Here is a 23,069-nt window from a genome sequence, read left to right on the forward strand (position 1 = left end):
TGAAAAAGCCTTCTCACAATGACGAGCTTATATACTGACCCTCCTATTAAATTCTCCGTGAGCTCTGTGTTTCCGTGGCTAAAATAACTAAGACCTGTATTGTACCGTCATTGCGAGGCACGAAGCAATCTTACAACGATCGCTATAACCTATAGTAGTAAGATTGCTTCGTCGGCTGGAAAAGCCTTCTCGCAATGACGATTCCTTGCGGCTTATCACCCTGTCTATCAATTTCTCCGTGCTTTCTGCGTCGCTGTAGCAAAAATAACTGAAATGACTAGGTTTTAATGAGATGCTAAGACCAGTATTGGCTAGTAAAAGAAAGATCCTTCACTGCGTTCAGGATGACAGACGCCTTAAACCAAAAAAGGTCGTGGTTTGCACCACGACCCTAAAATATAGAACTGTAAACTTATTTAAGCGTAAGCAACAGCATCTTTTGATGCCAGTTTAGTGGTACCCATCAGGTATTCATCTACCTTACGGGCAGCTTCTCTACCTTCTGAAATGGCCCAAACCACTAATGATTGTCCGCGGCGAACATCACCTGCAGCAAAAATCTTTGCAATATTAGTTTGGTAAGTATGTTCAGAAGCTTTAACATTTCCGCGGTTATCCAACTCCACTCCTAATTTCTCAATTAAGCCTTCTTTTTGCGGATGTAAGAAACCCATGGCTAACAATACCAGTTCGCAAGGAAGATCTCTTTCGGTACCAGCCACTTCTTTAAAAGTAACCGGACGACCATTTGCATCGATTTCCCATTCCACATCAACTACTTTTAGTGCTTTAAGGTTTCCATTTTCATCAGCAATAAAGTTTTTGGTATTTACTGACCATGCCCTTTGTGCACCTTCCTCATGAGAAGAAGTATTTTTAAGCAACATCGGGTAATTTGGCCAAGGCATGTGTTCGTTGCGTGCCTGTGGCGGCATCGGCATAATTTCAAATTGTGTAACCGATTTCGCGCCATGACGGTTTGAAGTCCCGATACAGTCAGATCCGGTATCACCACCACCAATTACGATTACATTTTTGCCTGTAGCCATAATCTCTTCCACTTCGACAGTTCTGTTCGCCACACGTTTATTTTGTTGCTTCAAAAAGTCCATGGCGAAGTGAACACCTTTAGCAGAACGGCCATCAATTGGTAAATCGCGTGGGATGGTAGAACCACCAGCCAGTACAACTGCGTTGAAATCGCGTAACAAAGTACCTATTTCAACATTTTCGCCAACGTTAGCATTGCATTTAAAAATGATGCCTTCTTCTTTCATTAAATCGATACGGCGATCTACCACATTTTTTTGCAGTTTAAAATCAGGAATACCATATCTCAATAAACCTCCAGGTGCATCATCACGCTCGAAAACGGTAACCTCATGCCCTACTTTATTTAACTGAGCAGCAGCAGCTAAGCCTGCCGGACCTGAACCAATAACAGCAACTTTTTTGCCTGTTCTGATTAATGGTGCTTTCGCTTTGATAAAACCTTTTTCGAAAGCAATTTCGATGATGTGTTTTTCAATTTCCTCAATTGAAACCGGCGGACGGTTGATGCCCAATACACATGCAGATTCGCATGGTGCCGGACAGATTCTGCCAGTAAACTCGGGGAAGTTATTGGTACTTAATAAAATATTTGCGGCCATTTCCCATTTTCCCTGATAAACGGCATCGTTAAATTCCGGAATCACATTGCCTAAAGGACAACCTGACTGGCAGAATGGTACGCCGCAATCCATACAACGGGCAGCCTGATTGTTTAATTCTTGTGAGGGCAATTCATTTAAAAATTCCCCATAATGTTTTACACGTGTTGCAGCCTCTTCTCTTGTGGGCGCAACTCTATCGTATTCTTGAAATCCTGTTACTTTTCCCATGGCCTAGTGTGTTTTTACTTGTTGATTACGTTTGCTTAAAACTGCTTTGTATTCTTTAGGGAATACTTTTACAAAATGAGCAGATTGTGTTTTCCAATCACTTAAGATAAATTCAGCAACCCTGCTATCAGTTAAGCGGATATGTGTTTTAAGTAAAGCTAAAATGCGTTCTTCATCTTCAGCCTGTAACGGATCTAAATCGACCATTTCTTTATTACATTTACGCGCAAAAGTTCCATTGGCATCATAAATCCAGGCCACACCACCACTCATACCAGCGGCGAAATTACTTCCGGTATCACCAAGGATCAGCACTTCACCACCTGTCATGTACTCGCAACCGTGATCGCCCACTCCTTCTACAACCGCTGTTGCACCAGAGTTACGTACCGCAAAACGTTCACCTGCTTTACCGCGGGCAAATAACTCACCAGAAGTTGCACCATACAGGGCTACGTTACCGATAATGATATTCTGCTCCGGTATAAAAGTTGAATTGGAGAAAGGATAAATCGCTAACCTTGCTCCGGAAAGTCCTTTACCAACATAATCATTCGCTTCACCTTCTAATGATAAAGTTACCCCACGGGTGTTAAATGCACCGAAACTTTGCCCGGCCGAACCAACAAACTTAAAGTTGATGGTATCCGGAGGTAAGCCCGCACCTAAATGCACTTTCGAAATCTCATTTGATAACATGGTACCCAATGCACGGTCGGTGTTTTTAACTTCAAAACTTGCAAAAACAGGCTCATTGTTATCAATAGCGGGTTGTGCTGCAGCGATTAATTTATGATCTAAAACATGATCTAAACCATGATCCTGACCTTCGGTATTGAATAAAGGCAGGCCATTGTCTTCAGCTTTATATAAAATTGCCGATAAATCAAGGTGTTTTAATTTCCAGTCTTCAGCAGGTAATTCACGTGCTTTTAAAATATCAGCCTGACCGATCATTTCGTGAATGGTTCTGAAACCTAATTCAGCCATAATCTCACGTAATTCTTCAGCAAGGAAATGAAATAAGTTTACTACATGATCAGCATCACCAGTAAATAATTTTCTCAATTCCGGATCCTGCGTAGCTACACCAACAGGGCAAGTGTTTAAATGGCATTTACGCATCATGATACAGCCTGATGTTACCAATGCTGCTGTAGCAACACCCCATTCTTCAGCACCTAATAAAGCAGCAATAGCAATATCTCTACCTGTTTTAAGCTGACCATCCGTTTGTAATACAATACGGTTACGCAATTTATTTTTAACTAAGGTTTGGTGGGCTTCTGCCAATCCAAGCTCCCAGGGTAAACCTGCATGTTGGATTGAGGTTAAAGGAGAAGCTCCTGTACCACCATCAAAACCCGATACTAAAATTACATCGGCATGTGCTTTAGCCACACCAGCTGCAATGGTACCCACACCTGCTTTCGAAACCAGTTTCACATTGATTCTTGCTTCACGGTTGGCATTTTTTAAATCGAAAATCAGCTGAGCCAAATCTTCAATCGAATAAATATCGTGGTGAGGTGGCGGAGAAATTAAACCTACACCTGGCGTAGAGTGACGTACTTTTGCAATCCAATCGTCTACCTTGTGTCCAGGTAACTGACCACCCTCTCCAGGTTTAGCACCCTGAGCCATTTTAATCTGTAACTCATCGGCATTGGTTAAATAGTAACTGGTTACACCAAAACGTGCAGAAGCTACCTGTTTAATGGCCGAACGCATACTGTCGCCATTAGGCAATTTAGTATAACGCATTTCATCTTCACCACCCTCTCCTGTATTGCTTTTTCCACCAATACGGTTCATGGCAATCGCTAATGTAGAGTGTGCTTCGTGAGAAATTGAACCGAAGGACATTGCTCCTGTTGCAAATCTTTTTAAGATTGCTTCAGTAGATTCCACCTCGTTTAAAGGAACTGAAGGACGGCTATAGTTAAATTCGAACAATCCACGGATGGTATAAGCCTGTTGCGTTTGCTCATTAACCAGTTTAGAGTATTGTTTGAAAATGTTGTAATCGTTTTTACGCGTAGCATTCTGTAATAAGTGAATGGTTTGCGGATTAAACAAATGCGCTTCACCTTTGCGACGGAATTTATACGTTCCACCTGCAGGTAATAAGTTTTCTGTCTGCGTTAGCGGGCCAAAACTGCGGTGGTGTTTAATTAAGGTTTCTTTTGCAATTTCATCCAGTCCTAAACCACCGATACGGGAAACCGCACCTGTGAAGTAAGTGTTTACTACTTTTTTGTTCAAGCCTAAAATTTCGAAAATCTGTGCACCCTGATATGACTGTAAGGTCGAGATTCCCATTTTAGAGAAGATTTTTAGTAAACCACTATTTACCGCGTAGATGTAATTTTTGGTCAGCTGTTCTGCTGATAAACCCGATTCTTGCTGGAAACCGTTAATGGTTTCTAAAGCTAAATAAGGGTTAATTGCGGTCACACCAAAGCCCAATAAAGTAGCGAAGTGATGTACTTCCCAGATATCGCCAGCCTCAATTACAATACCAACCGCACCACGGTATCCTTTACGGATCAAATGATGGTGTACTGCCGAAACCGCCAATAAAGAAGGCATTGCAGCATGTTCTGAATCGATTGCCCGATCCGTTAGTACAATAACCTGAAAACCATCTTCAACGGCGTCAACTGCATAACGGCACAAACGGTCTAAAGCTTTCGCCATAGCTCCTGGTTTACCATCGGCCCTGAAATAAGTCTGCAAAGTTTTCGCCTGGAAAACGCCGGTATCAATACTTCTCAGTTTTTCTAATTCCTGGTTGGTTAAAATCGGATGTTTAATGGCTACACAGTGCGCCTGTTTTGGTGTTTCATCCAGCAGGTTACCCATGCTGCCCATGAAACTGGCCAAACTCATGACCACTTTCTCACGGATGGGATCAATTGGCGGGTTGGTTACCTGAGCAAATAACTGTTTAAAATAAGAAGATAAATGCTGAGGGCGTTTTGATAAAATAGCCAGAGGGGTATCGGTACCCATCGAACCAATTGGTTCTTTGGCTTCGATGGCCATAGGTTTAAGTAAAAGATCGATGTCTTCTCTGCTGTAACCAAAAACCTGCTGATATTTAAAAATAGATTCGTCTGATAAACCTGTGAACATTACACGTGGTTCAGGTAATTCTTCTAAACGGATCTGGTATTGATTGATCCAATCGGCGTAAGGGCTTTTGCCGCAAACCTGTTGTTTAATTTCGTTATCGCTGATGATTCTGCCCTGCTCCATGTCTACAACAAACATTTTGCCTGGGGTTAAGCGGCCTTTTTCGATTACTGTACTTTGATCAATAGCCAATGCACCAGCCTCTGAACCCATAATTACGCGGTCATCAGAAGTAATGGCATAACGCGAAGGGCGGAGACCGTTACGGTCTAAAGTGGCACCGATCAATTTACCATCGGTAAAAGCAATCGCTGCAGGTCCGTCCCATGGCTCCATTAAAGTAGCGTGAAACTCGTAGAAAGCCTTTTTAACAGGATCCATATCTTCATTGCCATCCCATGCTTCCGGAACTAACATCATTAATACATGAGGTAAAGTTCTGCCAGCATGAAGCAATAATTCGATTACATTATCCAAACAGCCTGAATCGGAGTTGGTTTCATCGATTACCGGCAATAACATATCCAATTCTTCTGGTGTGAAATAAGCTGAAGCAAATGATTTAACACCAGCCCTGAACCAGTTTAAATTTCCCTGTAAGGTATTGATCTCACCATTGTGCGCAATAAAACGGAATGGTTGAGCCAATCTCCATGATGGGAAAGTATTGGTTGCAAAACGAGAGTGAACTAAACCTAAAGCCGAAACCAGGCGTTTATCGGTAAGGTCGGTAAAATAAGTACGTACCTGTAACGACGTAAGCTGACCTTTATATATAATGGTTTGCGCCGAAAGCGAAACGATATAAAAATCTTTACCACCATGAACGGTGTTAACGATTAGTTTAATCAGGTAATTTTTGAAAATGTAGAGTTTACGCTCGAAATCTGCCCCTGGCGCTACGGCATAAGGGCGGGCGATAAATACCTGCTCAATTTCCGGTTCAACCGAAAGGGCCATGCTGCCAATGTCTGTTGTATTAACATCAACCTTTCTAAAGCCTAAAATTTCCAGGCCAAGTTTTTCGGCGGCACGGTAAATCAATTCTCTGCACTCTTCTCTGGATCTGATATCCTTAGGCATAAATAACATACCCACACCATAATTATTGGTTTCGGGCAGGCTAAAGCCAGCTTTTAAACATTCATCATAAAAAAATTCGTGAGGAATCTGAATCATAATACCAGCACCATCGCCAGTATTCGGTTCTGCTCCACTTGCCCCTCTGTGATCCAGGTTTTCTAAAATAGTAAGTGCATCAGAGATGATTTGATGCGATTTTCGCCCTTTCACATGTGCAACGAACCCAATACCGCAGGCATCGTGTTCAAATTGCGCATCGTACAATCCACTGTTTGGTTCCATTCTTTGCTCGTTAGTTGTTAGTGTATAGGAAACACTAAGATAGGAAAAACAAATTTAAAATTACAGAGTTGATATGTTTTTTGGAAAAATTTTAGTCCTTATGCAATTTAATGCCTTTAAATTAAAATATTTTTAATTTTATACGTTAATAATTACCAAACTTGTAATGGTAATATCGTACAATAATTAGCGGTTTTTGGAGAAAAACAAGCCTAAAACGTTTTAATTATGTGTTTATTTATGAATTTAGTATTTATATATAAATATAATGTATTCTCCTCACAGATTAGCCCCTATTTTTTGCCTTTTTAAAAATACACATTTAAAATTTATTAATTTACTAATCAGCAACATAGCTTAAAAGCGAAAAAAAATAGAAAAATGCATTTCGTGAAACAACTTCTTTTTCTACCTTTGTGGCCGGGCAAGTCTTTTACGACCAGCTCCCTTTGAACTCCCCCAGGATGGGAACATAGCAAGGGTAGAAGGTTGTAGCGGTGCGATAGAAGGTGCTTGCCCTTTTTTTTACCCCCTAACCCCCTGAAGGGGGGATATTAAATTCTTCAGGGGTTCTAGCAACAGAACCTAATAATCATTTTAAGAATTTATAAGCATGAAATTTTTTATTGACACAGCAAATCTTGATCAAATCAAAGAAGCGCAAGATCTTGGCATTTTAGATGGCGTAACCACTAATCCTAGCTTAATGGCTAAAGAAGGCATTACTGGCGAACAAAATGTAATCAACCATTATAAAGCAATTTGCGATATCGTTGATGATAACGTAAGTGCTGAAGTAATTGCCACTACTTTCGACGAGATTGTTAAAGAAGGTGAAGCTTTAGCAGCTTTAAACCCTAAAATTGTGGTTAAAGTTCCGATGATTAAAGATGGTGTTAAAGCCATTAAATATTTCTCATCAAAAGGAATTAAAACCAACTGTACTTTAATTTTCTCTGCCGGACAGGCTTTATTGGCTGCAAAAGCCGGAGCTACTTATGTTTCTCCGTTTTTAGGCCGTTTAGATGATATTTCGAGCGATGGTTTGGTATTGATTGAAGACATCAGAACTATTTTTGATAACTACGGTTACGAAACTCAAATTTTAGCTGCTTCCATCCGCGGACCATTACACATTGTAAACTGTGCTAAATTAGGTGCTGATGTAATCACTGCTCCTTTGGCTGCAATTGTTGGCTTATTGAAACACCCTTTAACCGATAGCGGTTTAGCTACTTTCTTAGCAGATCACGCTAAAGCAGCGGGTAAGTAATATTTAAAGTCGGGAGGCTTTAGTCCTAAGTCTTGAGTCGGGTTTCCGGTTTAAGACTTAGGATTTTTTTGTTTTATGGATAATATAAGATGTATAATGTATGATAAGCAAATTGCAGGTTACATTTCCCGCCTCCCCTCTTACATTTTCCATTTTTTCGACCATTAAGAAGTTAAGGCAATTAAGGTTTTATCGGCGCTTGGTATTGGTCATTGCGAATTGATGATTGGTTATTAATTTCTTCCCATTAACATGTTTTTTGGAGAGCGGTTACAGTGCTTATCGGTTACGATAGTCCTGCTTTACATTGTATTCCGGTGATTGTCCGGGATAAAATTGATAGTTATTGAGACCGGAATGCCATTGCAATCAGGTCTAGGCGGCAGTAATAGAAGTTCTTTTGTCTGTTTAGAAATTCCGCAAAAATGATTACGCGTTATTCTGCGTTAACGATGGAAACGGCATCCTTTTTGGCTGTCATCCTGAGGGATAATTTATTTCATAAAAATCGATATAAATGACAGAAGGTTTTAATGCGGTTTATTGGCCGGGAGGAATCGTCATTGCGAGAAAGGCTTTTTCAGCCGACGAAGCAATCTTTCTAGCAAGGATCGCTAGCAGGAAAGATTGCTTCGTCGTACCACCTCGCAATGACGACTTTTCTTCGCATCTGTCAATGGTAACGTAGTCGAAGAACAGCCAAAAAGATATAGTGTACAGCGTGTTAAAACGCCCAAATGATCATGCTCAAGCCAATGGTTTTGATCAACAAATCAAATAACTCCGGACTTATAATTTTTTATGCCCCCTAATAGGAGACTCTAGACTAAAGACTCCCGACTGAGGACTTCTTTCACCTTCTCATAATTAATCTGCTCATCAGGTTCGATCAGAATCCCCTTCACTCCTGCTCCATTTGCGGCTTCAACATCACGAGGTTTATCACCGATCATTACAGATTGTGCAGGGTCGATATCGTACATATCAATGGCATCTAAAATCATTCCCGAAGCTGGTTTTCTGCATTTACATTCGCCATCAACGGTTGGGTGGTGCGGACAATAGTAAAATCCTGCAATATCGGCTCCTTTGGCCACAAAAGCATTTCTTAACATCTGGTGCATAATGGCCAGTTCCTGTTCTGTATAACGTTTTAAGGCAATGCCGCCCTGATTGGTAATTACGATTAACAGGTAACCTTCATCAAAGAATTTTTTTAATACGGGGATCTGGTATTCTAATATTTTAAAATCTTCTACACGGCAGATATAATCGTGCATTTCATGGTTGAGTACACCGTCGCGATCGAGAAAAATAGCTTTATTCATTTTTGAGATATGAGTATGTGATATGAGATTTGAGACATTAGATTTGAGACCCAGACCTCTCTTATAATTTTGCCAAAATAACTGAAAATTAATTGCAAAAGAAAGCCCAATCTAATTATAGACCGGGCTTAATCATAAAATTTATTTGGTTTTGGTTATTTTAACTTTAGTCCGGCTTTATGGCCTTTTATAGCAAAGAACAAAATATACAGGTAACATGGCAATACGGTTAACAGATAAGCCAGCTGAAAATTGACATGTAATTTTTCATTTAAAAAAGCATATAGTAACGGCATAATCGCGCCGCCTGCAATACCCATCACCATAATGGCTGAACCAATTTTGGTAAATTTCCCTAGATGACTGATGCCAAGCGGGAATATAGCAGGCCACATTAACGAATTTGCCAAACCTAATAAGGCTACAAAAATTACAGCGAACCAACTGGAAATAGCGAAAGACAGTATGGTAAATATAATACCTAATATCGCACAAATTCTAAGGGCTTTTTGTTGTGATATGTACTTTGGAATAGTAACGATACCGATAATGTAACCTATTAACATACTAAAAAGGGTAATCGAAGTTAGTTTTCCACTTATCTCTGTGCTAATACCCAACTCGCGACCATAAATCCCTATAATATCACCAGCCATTACTTCTGCACCAACATATACAAAAATACAAAGGGCTCCTAAAAATAAGTGTGGAAACTGGAAGATGCTTTTGTGTTTTACCACAGCGCCTTTACTTTCATCTACAATATCTTCTTCAACCTCTACTTCAGGCAGATCGGTGAATTTGATAAAAATAGCAAAAAGACTGAAAACAATTGCCAAAACAATATATGGCATATTTACACGGCCTAAAACGTCGTTCAACAATTGCTCATGTACCGCACCTGTAGCTGCTTTTATCTGTTTTTCAACTTCTGAAGCGTTTTTCAAAAACAAGCTGCCCATAATCAAAGGAACAATCATGCCTGCAAATTTATTACAGATACCGGCAATACTAATTCGTTTTGCGGCGCTTTCGATAGGGCCAATAATGGTTAAATAAGGATTTGAAGCGGTTTGAAGAAGCGCCAAGGCAGCTCCCTGAACAAAAATTCCGGTTAAAAATAAACCAAAAGTCCTGGTTTGCGCTGCAGGTATAAATATTAAAGAACCTAAACCCAGAATTACTAAACCTAAAACAATTCCATTTTTAAAACCTACTTTTTTTAGGATCCACGATGATGGCAAGGCTAAAAAGAAGTAAGCCATATAAGAGGCAAAGGTTACAAAGAATGCCTGTAAGTTTGAAAGGCCGAAAGATAATTTAAAGAATGGGATGAGTGTGCCGTTTGCCCAGGTTACAAAGCCGAAAATAAAAAATAAAGCACAGATGATAATTAATGGCTTAGGCCCCTGCGCCTGGCCCGGTTTGGTGGTTTGTTGCATAAAGTTTGGTTCGGTTTAATTTGTTGCGGCCAAACTAAACAATAATAATTTAAAATATAGGGGTCAAACGTTTGCGTGATTTTAAATTTATTTTTAATTGGAACTTACACACCTGAAACCGGTGTGTTCCAGCCCGGTATCGGTAGAGGTTTTCATTCTCGAAGTTACGCGGTATCCTTTGCAATAAGAGGCGTTACACATAAATGAACCTCCCCTTACCACTCTTTTCGGTACCGTTGGCTCCATGGGATCGTAACTGTCTGAGGGGCCTGTGGGATTGTTACTTACACCCTGCAGCGTGGCATAATAATCAGGGCGGTACCAGTCGCTGCACCACTCCCATACATTACCCGCCATATCGTACAATCCATATCCATTCGCTTTAAACTGTTTTACAGCGGCTAATCCGTTGTGGCCATCCCAATCGGTATTTTTGATGGGAAAACTGCCCTGCCAGGTATTGGCTTTGGCTTTGCTTTTTTCGATATCCTCATTTCCCCATGGGTATTTCTGGTCTTTTAAAGCGCCTCTGGCAGCATATTCCCATTCTGCTTCGGTGGGTAAACGTTTGCCCGACCATTTGCAATAAGCCATGGCATCATCCCATGAAACATGAACCACCGGATAATTTTCTTTTCCTTTGATATCGCTTTTAGGGCCATGCGGATGTTTCCAGTCGGCACCTTTAACCCAGCGCCACCATTGTGAGGCATCGTTTAAAGATGTGATGCTTTTGGGTTGATAAAAAACCAAAGATGCCGCCACAAAAACGCTATCGGGTGGTTTCGGTGTACCTGCCGGAAGTTGTTTCTTCATTTCTTCCCAATCGGGCTTTCGCTCGGCCGTGGTTTTGTAACCTGTTGCATTCACAAATTTTTTAAAATCGCCATTGGTTACTTCGGTTACATCGATCCAAAATGAGGATAATTTAACCTTGTGCTGAGGATATTCATCATCCCTGCCCTCTTTATCGAAAGCGCCCATTGCAAATTCGCCTGCGGGAATTAAAACCATGTCCTCGTGACTCACTTTATTGGAAGCAAAACTGGATGAATCTTTCACCGCACCAAAACGGCTGGGCATGTTCTTTTCGCAGGAAGCCAGTGAATCCTGCCTGTGTTTGGCCTTTTCTTCTTCTTTGGCACGGTTAGATTTACATGAAAATATAAATAAGAGCGGCAAAAAAAACAGGAAGGAAAGAAATTTATACATGGCAGAGATTAAATATGGAGCGATAAAAATATCAAATCTATTTAAAAAACAGAAGGTAAATAATTAATTTGCCTATAAATCAATACAGTAAGGGATTTGGTGATTTTTTATTTGCATGAAATACATCAGAACCCTATATTTGCACCACTTTAAAGGAAACGGATAACGTTTTTAAACAAAGTAGATTCCGTAGCTCAGCTGGTAGAGCATTACACTTTTAATGTAGTGGTCCTGGGTTCGAATCCCAGCGGGATCACAAGAAAGGCGCGAGAAATTGCGCCTTTTCTGTTTAAGAGTATTTAAACTAAGAAGCTCTTCAAAGGTAAATCAATCAATTAAGTGTAACTTATTTCGAACTGTATGGTGCCTAATCCGGATCAAGCGGAATTCTTGGGGGGAGATAAACTCTAGGCATATATTTTTGATCATCTAAATAAGAAGAATTTAATATCCCTTACACCTCTGGACGTTGCTCCGAAAGCTTTGATCTTTGCATTGAAAGATTTGGCAGAAGCATTCGTGGATCTGTTAATAAAGAAGTTTATGATAGGATTGACCTTGCAACAGACCTAAAGGAATCAATTTCACATGCTTCAACCTCATTGTACCATAAAGCCATTTTTTTAAATGCTTGCTTTTGTATACCCTGAATATATCCCCCAGTTTTTGGGCGATATCTGATTGATTAAAAAAAAATCCATGTTTAATCTATATTTGATCTGTGAACAAAAAGATATGAAAAATATAAAAAGGGAAGCCGGAGACAAGACTAAAGGTTTTACATTGCAAAAACAACGTGCGATTTCGCTTGCGCTCGACGAACTCGAACATGTGGATAACGTCTCGGTCAATGTGGCCATCGAATACAAGGGCGACGTATACTTGCAGAATGGTAAGAATGGTTATGTTGAGGAGGAAAAGAACTACCATAAAGACACCAAGTTCACGCTGAATTCAAACCAAATATTGAATACCATGGTTTATTTCCTCCAGTTGTGGCTGGACAGCGAAAAAAGTGCCAGTTCCAGATTTGGCTTTTTTTCAACCAACCAGATCGGCTCAGAAGGTATCAGCGATCGTTCCAAAAAACTTGATATAACCTTCCCTAATTATTCAATCCTTGAAAAGATAGTAACCCATCAGGTTGAGCAAGACAAACAAGATCTCGCTATCCTATCGAGTTTTATATTCGATGAGTATAAAATCCAGTATGATCCCACCAATAGCCCAACATTGAATGATTCCGAACTAATCCAATTTTTACAACAGATAAGTTGGCAATTTAACCAACCAGACGAAAAATCGTACGAGGATATACTTTTGAAAAAAATCAAATCCAGTAAATTTTATACCGATCCCCAGAACAGATTTGCCCCAAACCATATCTACGCCGAACTTATGTTGGCCTTGGAAAAAAAGCAGGATCAAGGCGACCTGCTTCAAAAATTCTTGAGCAAGGCAGATATCGAACTCGCCTTCCTCAAAGTTAGCCAGGGACGCAGAGCTCCAGAAGCAAGCAGGTATTTGTTTTTTGATGTCACAGGATTTGCAAAAAATGCGAAAATACAACTCGAAAGGTTAATCAGTTCAAAATATTATGCCAACGCAAACCATCAAAGATTGCCCAAGATGGCAAAAAGAAAAGTTGCCAGGCACAATAGAGAGATTAAGATAGATCTAGCCAGCTTGGAGACCACTAAAATCAAACAGGTAACGCAACTAGAGGTGGTAATAAAGGAAATTGGCGAGCTGCTTGACAGCGATAAGCCAACTTTTTTATTCGGGGATATTGGTAGTGGAAAAAGCACGTTACTTGCCCAGCACTTCGTAAAACAATTAAGTGAAGAAAACATCTGTATTTTCTTAACAGCTGGTTACCTCAAAGGAAAAATCCAAAGTGAGATCAGCACCTTCCAGAAAGAAATCGAAGAATTCGTGAACAAAGAATTAGGACTGGCGGGCAGTTATTTTGAACTTGATGGCTTATTGAACTCCGGAAAAGAAATAACGCTTGTAGTCGATGGTGTCGATGAACTATCGCGTTCTGAAATCGTGAACCTGTCCACTCACCTTCTTTCCCTCTCTGAACACCAGGTAAACATTAGAGTAGTTGCATCCGGCAGGCCATTTGAAGTCCAAAAATACATCCATTTCAACGATTGGAACTGCCTAACAACAATCGACCTGGTTGAAGAGGACATCTTCCAAATACTGGAAAACGAAGCTCTTGCCGAAGGGCTTTCAGTGCAGGATGCTTTAACAGATGCAAAAAGCAGGTTGGACATATTGAAGTCAAACCCTGAACTTTTCGGCAATACCACAAACCCATTGATAGCCACGCTGATCAGGGAATTTTTGATTGCCGGACATAGTTCCTCCACATTAGGGGATATTTTATATGAGGTAATCCTTAAGAAGCTGTCCTGGACGGTAGATGACAACAAAAAAGATTTTGTAAATTTTACCCAGTTCTACCCAAACACTTTTCAGCGTCTGCCCTTTATTTCCGAAGTAGCATGGTCAATCTTTCTATCCAAAAACAGAGCAATCACAGATGCTGGGCTACATGCTGCTATCGATAAGGTATGTGCAATTTCACTTGATGATCCCAACCGCAACTTAATTATCGATGAAGCGATCAAATTCGTCACCACAACTTTTCTGCAAAAAACAACCGGTGGTTTAACCTTCCAGTCCCACCAATTGTTCCAGATGCTAGTTGGTCACCATACCTATACCACTCTTGCCAAGGGTGAAACAATCAACCTAGGGAGCGATTCCTATGGACAATGGAGAATTATTTCCTTCGTGTCAACTGTTGCCAGAAAAATAGGGGAAAACGCTACCGTAACCGACTACATGAAAAATTTTCTTTGTGAAATCTTGTCATCAGAAAGCGCTACCCCAATAGCTGCGCTTTTGCTTGCTGAATCGAGAACGGATTCGCTCAACCAGATATTCCTGGTAAGAGTTAAACAATTGGGATTCTCACCGTTGAAATTTTGGGGCATTGATGACAAACAGGTTCCGAACGCCTTTGGTTATGTATTTTCTGCCCTCGGCAGGCCGGGGTTTGAATGGCTTTACGAGAACTACCTATCTCCCGCACATCCATCAAAATCTACTTCCGATGAACTGCCCGTAGCACTACTCTCAGCATTTTTGCTACACAAGGGATTTGAGCTGGGCGACCAAGAAAAAAAGGAGCTCTTCGAAGTGGCAAAATACCATATGGCCGCAATGACCTTTTCGTGTCAGACCTTTCTTCCCACAATTGCCTTAGCCATACCTGAATATTTTGATGTCAAAGTGCGGTCTATCCTAGTCGTCCAAAGTCTTAAAAAACCTACCCTTTCATCACGGGCACAAGAAATATTAAAAAAAGAGATGACCGATGGCAATCTTTCCCATGTAATCGAAGGGCTTGAGATCGAGATAGCCAAAGATTATGGCAAGAGCGAAGCCCTAAAATTCTGGTTTACCATCACCAGTGAAACACCATCGGTTTCTTTTATTGAAAAAGCGGTTCGATTCGTTGCAGATGGCGATGAAAAATTATTTTCCATTCTTCAACAAAGGGTTGGCAAAGAGCCATTAAAGTCCTTTCTGGTCTATTGCGTGCTGCAAAGGAACAAGTTGAGCGATGCATCTGCCATCTTGCTCTACCTCTACTATGAGGTCAGGGAATTTAAACTCATTGTTCCGCCAATTCTTGAAAAAACTTCTATTCTCGAATACAATACCGAGGTACGGCTAAGAATACTTGATCATTTTTTTGCCCAAGCAGGCACTGAGGAAATTGAGTACATCATAAAGAACAGGCCTGTTCCAGAACATGACCATGGGATATCAGAACTTTACCTGCGCTATTTTCTCAAATGCCTCGAGGTATCTTCAGCGATCTATCAGAACGAGTTTTTGACAGTTGTTAGGTTTATGGGAAAATATACGCTTTCCAGATATCCAGAGCTCAGGGAATATTTCAACAAGATCATATCCAGGGCAGAGTATCTATCAGCGCTACGCTATGCCGTAACCAATATTGACCTTCCGTTAAGGTACAATGCCGCGTGCCTTCTACTAATTTTTGATCCAATAAACGAAACCAAAGGGGTTGAAATCGTAATACGATCGACTTTTAGCCGAGACACTGACCATTATGAATGGTTCAGGTTTTGCTCAAAACTCAACCTTGGTAAAACGGTTTTGGACCATATCTATCGATTGCTCCCTGAGTTGATAGCGGTACCCAAAATATATGCCCTGAAACTTTTGTTCCATAGAGGAGACCCAAGGGTTGAAGGAAAATTATTGAGTGAACTGGTCTACGGCCTTCTAGGGGAAGCCAGTTCGTTGGATTTCAGTCATTCCCTATCCGATGATGGCGTAGAAAACATAGTACGCCAGGATCGGTTTTCAGAACTGATATATGCCGCCTTAAAAGACAGCAACTTTAACATACGCAGGTCTGCTGCATCTGTCATTATTGACAGGTACCTTGATAAAATTAGCATCAAGGACCAGGCCAAGGCTTGGCTGCTGTATATTGACTATAGCCCAGAATTTGGACTGGACAGCTTTATAAAAAAGCATATTGAGCTACTTGAAAATACTGATTTCGTAGCCCAGCTTTATGAATACCAAAAAGAGTGCGAAGAAATTGCCGATAAACCAAGTTTCTTGCTAATCAAGTTATATGAGGCGATAAATGATATCGAAACCTGGGAAACTTTTTTGATCACCTCAATTACTACCAGGATGATGTTCGATGCACACCATGCCTATCTATTATATGCGATACTTGTCAAGCTATCGGCCAAGCAGCCTACCATCAGGAAAAAAATCGGTTCGGCATTCAAGGGCATGATGGAGCTTGAAACCTTCAACCAGCATCGGCGCAATGATTATATACCAATCTTTGCACTGATGGCCCATGAATTTGGCTCGCTTGAAAACAGTTCCCTAGAACGTATTTTGACTGACTTTTCAGCGGTTTCCACCGAAACTACCTGTGCGCTTTTATTTAGGCTTGGAAATATACCCCAAAACTTTCATCCGGATATACGATATACCGGACACATCAATATTTTTTCGCAGAGAAAGGCACAGGAAAAATATTTGGAGCAGAGCGCAGTTGATAAACTATTGGTCAACGGGGAAGCAATCCCTGTTTCTCTAGGTAGAGGGGTAGAGACAAGTATATTGCTGGAGTTTTACAGTGCTACCGATTTACAGGAACTAAAAGCCCAGGGGGCGACCGCCGCATACTTCGCCTTAGTGTTAAGTACCTCAAGAAGAATGGATATCGGAGATTTTGACTATGTTGACCTTTTGGATATTGGAGGTCAAAAATACGATGACAGGAAACAGACCGAACTTCAACGGAACATTCTGCGCAACATCATGGACCTGCAACTGGACCAGCCCAAAAAAAAAGAGGCTTTTATCAAGCGGTTGACCGCGCATTTGCATGCCATCGAAAACTATCTGACTTTCGAATTCTTCGACATCTTATTTGAAACCACCGATAAAATACAGAGCAAGGAATTCCTGTTATTTGTTGATGTACTATGTGACAATCCGGACAGGCTAAACTTGCGGCAGTTAAATAACCTTTCGGAGCTATTTAGCTTATCCAGCGGTACTGAAAAACAGCAGATCACCCAACATCTTAAACAAAAACTAAAATCGCTGCTGAACACAGCCCCAAGTAGGAACAGAAAAGGATTCGCGATGTTGATATGGGTTATATCTCTTTTAATCCTAAGCGTAGAGAACGAATTGACAAAAGACACGGAAGACGGAGTTCTCGTAGGCCTAAAAGCAATATTTCTACAGGATGGCGCCAAGTATGAGGATGAGGAGGGGCAGCTGATGTTTAAAGCCCGGGACATGCTCAACTATTCGGACGGTCTAATGGAAAAAATCGAGCCCAAGATCATGAGGTCAATAATTCTGGCCGGAAGGGAAAGCAATGTGGTTGAAATCAGGTCACTTTGCCGAATATTGTCAACTTTAGCCGCAATAGAAGCGTAAAGGTAAATTGCACTAAGTCAATAGACACAAGACGATTCCTTATAAGCTGAGAATAGTTTCATTTGATCTAATTTATAGCAAGGAAAATAAACTTTTAAAGCAAATTTAATGAGGCTAAGGCATTTCTCTGAACTGTTGCCGTATAACTGCACAACACATACAGCTTTGTTCACCTTATCATATTTAGATACGATCAGTAATAACCACCTTTATCAAAGCACGTTCTTAAATTCATTTCCTTATTCTTTAATATAAATAGAGACAATATTACTATTCGCATGACAGCTTTAATAATTAAGCCTAAATAGCTACTAAATGGTTAGAGTTTTGTGCAATGGGGTTCACTAGAGGGAAAGACTAGAGAGGTCAAGTTCTTTCCCTTTTTTTGTTTAGCCTTTACGATTGCACCTCAAACTGCAAACCGCTCAAATACCTGTACAAACCCTGTTCACTCCTAATCAATTCCTGATGGGTACCCGATTCAATAATCTGCCCCTTTTCCATCACCAAGATTCTGTCTGCTTCGCGAATGGTTGATAAACGGTGGGCGATGATGATGGAGGTTCGGCCGCTCATTAATTCTTCAAGCGCTTCCTGTACCAGGCGTTCCGATTCAGAGTCGAGCGAAGAAGTGGCTTCATCTAAAATCAATATCGACGGGTTTTTTAACAGCGCCCGGGCAATGGCAATGCGCTGCCGTTGTCCGCCTGATAGTTTTACCCCACGTTCTCCAACCACGGTTTCGTAGCTTTCAGGAAATGCGCTGATAAAATCGTGAGCATTTGCCCGTTTAGCGGCCAGTATAATTTCTTCTTTTGTAGCCGTTAGCTTGCCATAAGCAATGTTTTCCAATATCGTTCCGCCAAATAACATCACATCCTGGGGCACAATTGCGATCTGGTTCCGGATATCCGTAAGCGAATAGGCCGAGGCAGGTTTGCCATCAAACAATATTTCGCCACTTTGCGGATGGTAAAATTGCAGTATCAGCCCTGCGGTGGTCGATTTACCTGAGCCACTTGGCCCTACTATCGCTATTTTTTGTCCGGCTTTGGCTTCGAAAGATACCTGGTTTAACACTTCCACTTCCGGCCTTGAAGGATAGGCAAAATTGATGTGGTTGAAAGCAAGGTTCCCCACGATTTTTTGTTTGACCACATTATCCATTTCGGCTATCGATACCGGTTCGCCCTGCTCTCCCAATATCTCCAGTACCCTTTCACTGGCGCCTACAGCCTTTTGCAGGTTGGCGAAAAGTTCCGGAAAACTACCCAATGAACTGCCGAGGAACATCGCATAAAGTGAAAACTTTAAAAGTTCGCCAAAGGTAATTTCCTGCTGACTGACCAGGATACAGCCGTAGCCGATTACCCCCAGTACACTTCCAAAAACGCAGAGCACAATAAAGGAAACAAACATGCCCCTGTATTTCGCACCTTTGATGGCAATATCGGCTACCTCGCGGATGGTATTCTTGTAACGTGTGGCTTCGAATGCTTCGTTTACAAATGCTTTTACATTCGAAATGCCTGATAAGGTTTCTTCAACAATACTGTTTGATTCGGCCATTTTATCCTGGGCCTGACGTGAAATTTTTTTGATAAATCGGCCAAACAATACCGCAAATACGATCATCACGGGTAAGATCAAAAGCAGGGCAAAAACCAGTTTTTTCGAAATGATGGCCATAAAAATAATCCCGCCCACAAACAACACAAACTGCCGTAACATCTCTGCAATGGTAGTAGTTAAAGTATCTTGAACCTGCGATAGGTCGGCAGAGATTCTGCTGTTCAGCTCGCCTACCCTGCGGTTCGAAAAGAAGTTCATGGGCAAAGTGATCAATTTAAAGTAGGTATCACGCCTGATGTCGGCAAGGGAGCGTTCTGCTACATTAACAAACCATAATATTCTAAAATAAGACACCACAGCCTGCAGTGCCAATACGATAAAGGCCAACATTAAGATGCCCTGTATGGTGCCTGGCAGGTAACTATTGCTGTGTTTGCCCTGTGCGGTATCAATTAATGCACCTATAAAAGATGGAAAGGCCAATCCAACCAAACTCGATAAAAAGAGAAAAAACAATGCTGCAATGAATTTGCCGCGATAAGGCTTTAAATAAGTAAGCAAACGGGCCACATTACCCAAACTTTTCCTGTTTATTTTTGCTTTTGATAATTCAACGCCTGGTGCATTTCCGCTGTTTAACTGTTTTCTTGCCATTAGTTCTATATTGATCTCTTAGGATATGATTTCTCTCCTTATTGCCAATTCTTGCGCCAGGAAGGATCATAATGAAGAAGACGTATCAATATAAAAAATACTTTAAATAACTTCAGAAATTTAAACAGGTACTTCGCTTACCTGCCCTTGAAACCGGTTGTATAATTTTTATCAATCGATTGTAAGGATACCGATAAAGATCAGTTTGAGATAGTACCGGGGGCAATCGCAATGGATTTGATTAAACTGGTAAGTATTTAATGATGTTGTTTGAACAGCCATTTCGGGATTTCTTCATCCAGCAATAACGGAATGGTTATATTGTTATGATCCAGTTCGGGATAGGTAGTAAAAATGACCCTTTTATTTTTTTTGAGCTTTGCGAAAAGTGCCACACTTCCATCGTATGGATTCTCTGTATCTTTTGCGCCATGGATTAACCAGATGTTGCTGTTTTTTAACGCTTCTAAATTTGAAAAATCGGGAACTGCTGCAACCGAAACCATACCTGCAAACTGTTGTGGTGCGATACTGAGCATATTTTGTGCGGTAGATGCCCCCATTGAATATCCAACGAGGTAAATTCTTTTGGTATCTATACCGGCATATTCTTTCTGCAGCTCAGTGATGAGTTTCATTACCGCATAAACCTCATCTGATGGCTTTGAGGAAGACAGGCCATTTTCAGCCACGGCATAATCAGAGGAACGTGTGCTAAATTGTGGCGCCAGAACAAAACATTTATATTTTTTATAAATTTCATCCCTTATCCATATTCGGGATAAAGGTTCCAGCTGTTTTTCATTATCGTTCCCGATACGTGTAGAATTGTGCAGCACAATTACCAGTGGATATTTAGTGCCTTGTTTATCATTTTCGGGAAATAAAAAGCGATAAGGCAATTCTCCGTTTCCGTGGCTGTAGACCCGCTTTTGAAATTTATCTGTGGCAAGGCTGTTAAGTATTGCTTTCGTTTGCGCAGCCCTCGCGCTATCGATTTTAACCACATAACGGTTTTGGGTTTGGGCAAAGGAAAAATTTGCGGTTAGTAAAACGGTTAGGTAGAGGATGAGTCCGAACTTGTTGTGCATAGAATTTAAAAAGCAATATACCGCGAATATAAATTTATTTAATGAGCCTGCCCAACCTGTTGTATTTATAAAATGAGGAGTTCCCTGAGCCAGATGTTATTAAGTTGGAGCGTAATTTAAGATGCTTGTTATTACTCCTCTGCAAACTTCTTTACAGCCTCGTGCGTAACCGGAGTAAAAAGGTTCACCAGGTTGCCATCAGGATCTCTTAATAATAAAGATTGATTGCCCCAAGGCATAATAGTAGGTTCTTGCACGATTACGCTTTTTAAGGTAACCGCTAATTGTTCGAAAAGCTGCTGCACATCATCAACTTTAAATTCGATAATGACGCTGCGGTTTTGCGCAGGTTGTGCTACACTGTCTCCTCCAAAAAACTGTAAAGTCCGGGTGCTTCCAATGGCCAGGGTTGCTGTCCTGGTTTTGAGTTCTGCGAAATCGGGTGTGTACCTGGTGGCGGTTAAACCTGTTACCTGTTCATAAAAATGAATCATTGCCTCTACCTGAGCAGTAATGATGCGTGTGGATATTAAATTCATTGCTAATTAATTTTAATTGTGCAACGAAGGTATCGGGTACTTATGACAACTGTTTGTCAGGGCTGATAAAGTTTTTTTCTTTTTCTTGTAAATATTCCTGCAGACTGAGCTGATGCGGGGCAAACTTAAGATCGCTTGGGTAAACAGCTCCTATCCTATCTAAACGGAACATTCTGAAATCATTTCTCAGTCTGCAAAAGGCAATCAGCGTCCAGTGTTGTTGCATGCTGTAATAAAAGGCAAAAGGTTCAATCAATCTTTCTGAACTTTCATTTTTACCTTCTGCCCTATAACTAATACGTAACACGTTAAAACTGGTGAGTGCATTTTGTATTGCGGCTAATGAGTTGCTGGTAGGCTGCTCAATGCTGGGAGGACTTACGGCAACACGCTTGGAGAGCAGTTCTACCTTATCTTTGGTGCTATAATTCAACACGGCTTTTACCTTATCTACCGCTTCTTTGTAAGTATCAATCAATGAACTGTCTTTATTCAGGTTGATCAGTTGCTGAGCGGTGATCAGCGCATTAGCTTCCTGTTCTGTAAACATTACCGGGGGAATTTTATAACCTTCTGCAAGCGAGTAACCTTTCCCTTCGAAACTGGCAATGGGCACGCCAATTTGATCGAGCACCCTGATGTCGCGGTAAATGGTCCGCACACTTACCGCAAACTTTTCTGCCAGATCGTTAGCATTTACCAGTCGCCTGGTTTGCAGTTGCAATAAGATGGCGCTAAGGCGGATAAGCCTTTTCATGTCGGTACTGGTGCTCATTGAGGTGGGAATGTGTTGGTCAAATATACGAAAGCGATCTTCGTGATTAGCCACGGATGCACGGATTAACACGGAGATTTTATAATTTTTTTTGAAAACGAATGTCAGTGTTTCATTGGGGTTGGCAGTCCTGCTATCGCTGTTAGTCCTCCCCGATGAAAAAATCGGTGTCCGGGCTAACTTGCTCTATCAGGTTTATTTAACAAAAGTTGGTTTTATATGGCACAGCCCTTGTTCCCAGCCCCGATTGGATGGATGCCCCCGATTCTTCATCGGGGCAGGAAGGAAAGCGGGACTACCGGTACCGATTTGCACAACAACTGCGCTCCAAATGATTAAATGATCTTAGTATTTAGCCACGGATTAACACGGAGATTTTATAATTTTTTTTTGAAAACGAACGTCACTGTTTCATTGGGGGCGGCAGTCCTGCTATCGCTGTTAGTCCTCCCCGATGAAAAAATAGGTGTCCGGGCTAACTTGCTCTATCAGGTTTATTTAACAAAAGTTAGTTTTATATGGCACAGCCCTTGTTCTTAGCCCCGATTGGATGGATGCCCCCGATTCTTCATCGGGGCAGGAAGGAAAGCGGGACTACCGGTACCGATTTGCACAACAATTGCGCTCCAAATGATCAAATCATCTTAGTAGTTAGCCACGGATGCACGGATTAACACAGAGATTTTATAATTTTTTTTGAAAACGAATGTCAGTGTTTCATTGGGGGTGGCAGTCCTGCTATCGCTGTTAGTCCTCCCCGA

General features: G+C 41.1%; 12 protein-coding genes, 1 tRNA gene and 1 other RNA gene. 4 read left to right on the forward strand and 10 right to left on the reverse strand.

What is annotated here, in order from left to right; all coding sequences use genetic code 11:
* Nucleotides 1-416: 416 nt before the first annotated feature.
* Nucleotides 417-1,883 carry a glutamate synthase subunit beta gene (locus tag U859_RS0102720; RefSeq protein WP_025141907.1) on the reverse strand — a complete coding sequence of 489 codons (1,467 nt, stop codon included), beginning with the start codon at nt 1,881-1,883 and terminating at the stop codon, nt 417-419.
* Between the two features lie 3 nt (nt 1,884-1,886).
* The gene (gene gltB, locus U859_RS0102725; RefSeq protein ID WP_025141908.1) at nt 1,887-6,386 is read right to left on the reverse strand and encodes a glutamate synthase large subunit; all 4,500 of its coding nucleotides are present in this window, start codon (nt 6,384-6,386) and stop codon (nt 1,887-1,889) included.
* Nucleotides 6,387-6,808: 422 nt separating this feature from the next.
* Between gltB and ffs the strand changes: the two genes are divergently transcribed.
* An RNA gene (ffs, locus tag U859_RS31450) (signal recognition particle sRNA small type) lies at nt 6,809-6,908 on the forward strand.
* A 91-nt stretch (nt 6,909-6,999) separates the two neighbouring features.
* Entirely contained in the window at nt 7,000-7,659 is a 660-nt protein-coding gene (gene fsa, locus U859_RS0102730) for a fructose-6-phosphate aldolase (RefSeq protein WP_025141909.1), read from the forward strand.
* Nucleotides 7,660-8,480: 821 nt separating this feature from the next.
* Here fsa and U859_RS0102740 read toward each other — a convergent pair.
* The 3 genes from U859_RS0102740 to U859_RS0102750 form a co-directional block, all read right to left on the reverse strand.
* Nucleotides 8,481-8,987: a D-glycero-alpha-D-manno-heptose-1,7-bisphosphate 7-phosphatase gene (locus U859_RS0102740; RefSeq protein ID WP_025141910.1), complete on the reverse strand. Its 507-nt coding sequence runs from the start codon at nt 8,985-8,987 to the stop codon at nt 8,481-8,483.
* Between the two features lie 155 nt (nt 8,988-9,142).
* On the reverse strand, nt 9,143-10,429 hold the full coding sequence (locus U859_RS0102745; RefSeq protein ID WP_025141911.1) for a sugar MFS transporter: 1,287 nt from the start codon (nt 10,427-10,429) through the stop codon (nt 9,143-9,145).
* Nucleotides 10,430-10,522: 93 nt separating this feature from the next.
* On the reverse strand, nt 10,523-11,641 hold the full coding sequence (locus tag U859_RS0102750; RefSeq protein WP_025141912.1) for a formylglycine-generating enzyme family protein: 1,119 nt from the start codon (nt 11,639-11,641) through the stop codon (nt 10,523-10,525).
* A 183-nt stretch (nt 11,642-11,824) separates the two neighbouring features.
* On the opposite strand from U859_RS0102750, the gene U859_RS0102755 reads away from it, so the two are divergent.
* Nucleotides 11,825-11,897: transfer RNA gene (locus U859_RS0102755), tRNA-Lys, on the forward strand.
* Nucleotides 11,898-12,066: 169 nt separating this feature from the next.
* Here U859_RS0102755 and U859_RS32445 read toward each other — a convergent pair.
* Nucleotides 12,067-12,189 (reverse strand): transposase, encoded by a 123-nt coding sequence (locus U859_RS32445; RefSeq protein WP_410477217.1) that lies wholly within the window; start codon nt 12,187-12,189, stop codon nt 12,067-12,069.
* Nucleotides 12,190-12,376: 187 nt separating this feature from the next.
* Here U859_RS32445 and U859_RS0102760 point away from each other — a divergent pair, with 187 nt between their 5' ends.
* Nucleotides 12,377-17,677 carry an NACHT domain-containing protein gene (locus U859_RS0102760; RefSeq protein WP_162799843.1) on the forward strand — a complete coding sequence of 1,767 codons (5,301 nt, stop codon included), beginning with the start codon at nt 12,377-12,379 and terminating at the stop codon, nt 17,675-17,677.
* A gap of 396 nt (nt 17,678-18,073) precedes the next feature.
* Here U859_RS0102760 and U859_RS0102765 read toward each other — a convergent pair whose 3' ends face one another.
* The 4 genes from U859_RS0102765 to U859_RS0102780 form a co-directional block, all read right to left on the reverse strand.
* Nucleotides 18,074-19,903: an ABC transporter ATP-binding protein gene (locus U859_RS0102765; protein WP_025141914.1), complete on the reverse strand. Its 1,830-nt coding sequence runs from the start codon at nt 19,901-19,903 to the stop codon at nt 18,074-18,076.
* Between the two features lie 257 nt (nt 19,904-20,160).
* Nucleotides 20,161-20,994, reverse strand: a complete 834-nt coding sequence (locus U859_RS0102770) for an alpha/beta fold hydrolase (protein WP_025141915.1) — start codon at nt 20,992-20,994, stop codon at nt 20,161-20,163.
* Between the two features lie 131 nt (nt 20,995-21,125).
* A complete protein-coding gene (locus tag U859_RS0102775) occupies nt 21,126-21,533 on the reverse strand; it encodes a VOC family protein (protein WP_025141916.1) in 408 nt (135 codons plus the stop codon).
* Between the two features lie 40 nt (nt 21,534-21,573).
* Nucleotides 21,574-22,308: a helix-turn-helix transcriptional regulator gene (locus U859_RS0102780; RefSeq protein WP_025141917.1), complete on the reverse strand. Its 735-nt coding sequence runs from the start codon at nt 22,306-22,308 to the stop codon at nt 21,574-21,576.
* Nucleotides 22,309-23,069: the final 761 nt, after the last annotated feature.

The organism is Pedobacter jeongneungensis (assembly GCF_000633455.1).
Lineage (GTDB): Bacteria > Bacteroidota > Bacteroidia > Sphingobacteriales > Sphingobacteriaceae > Pedobacter > Pedobacter jeongneungensis_A.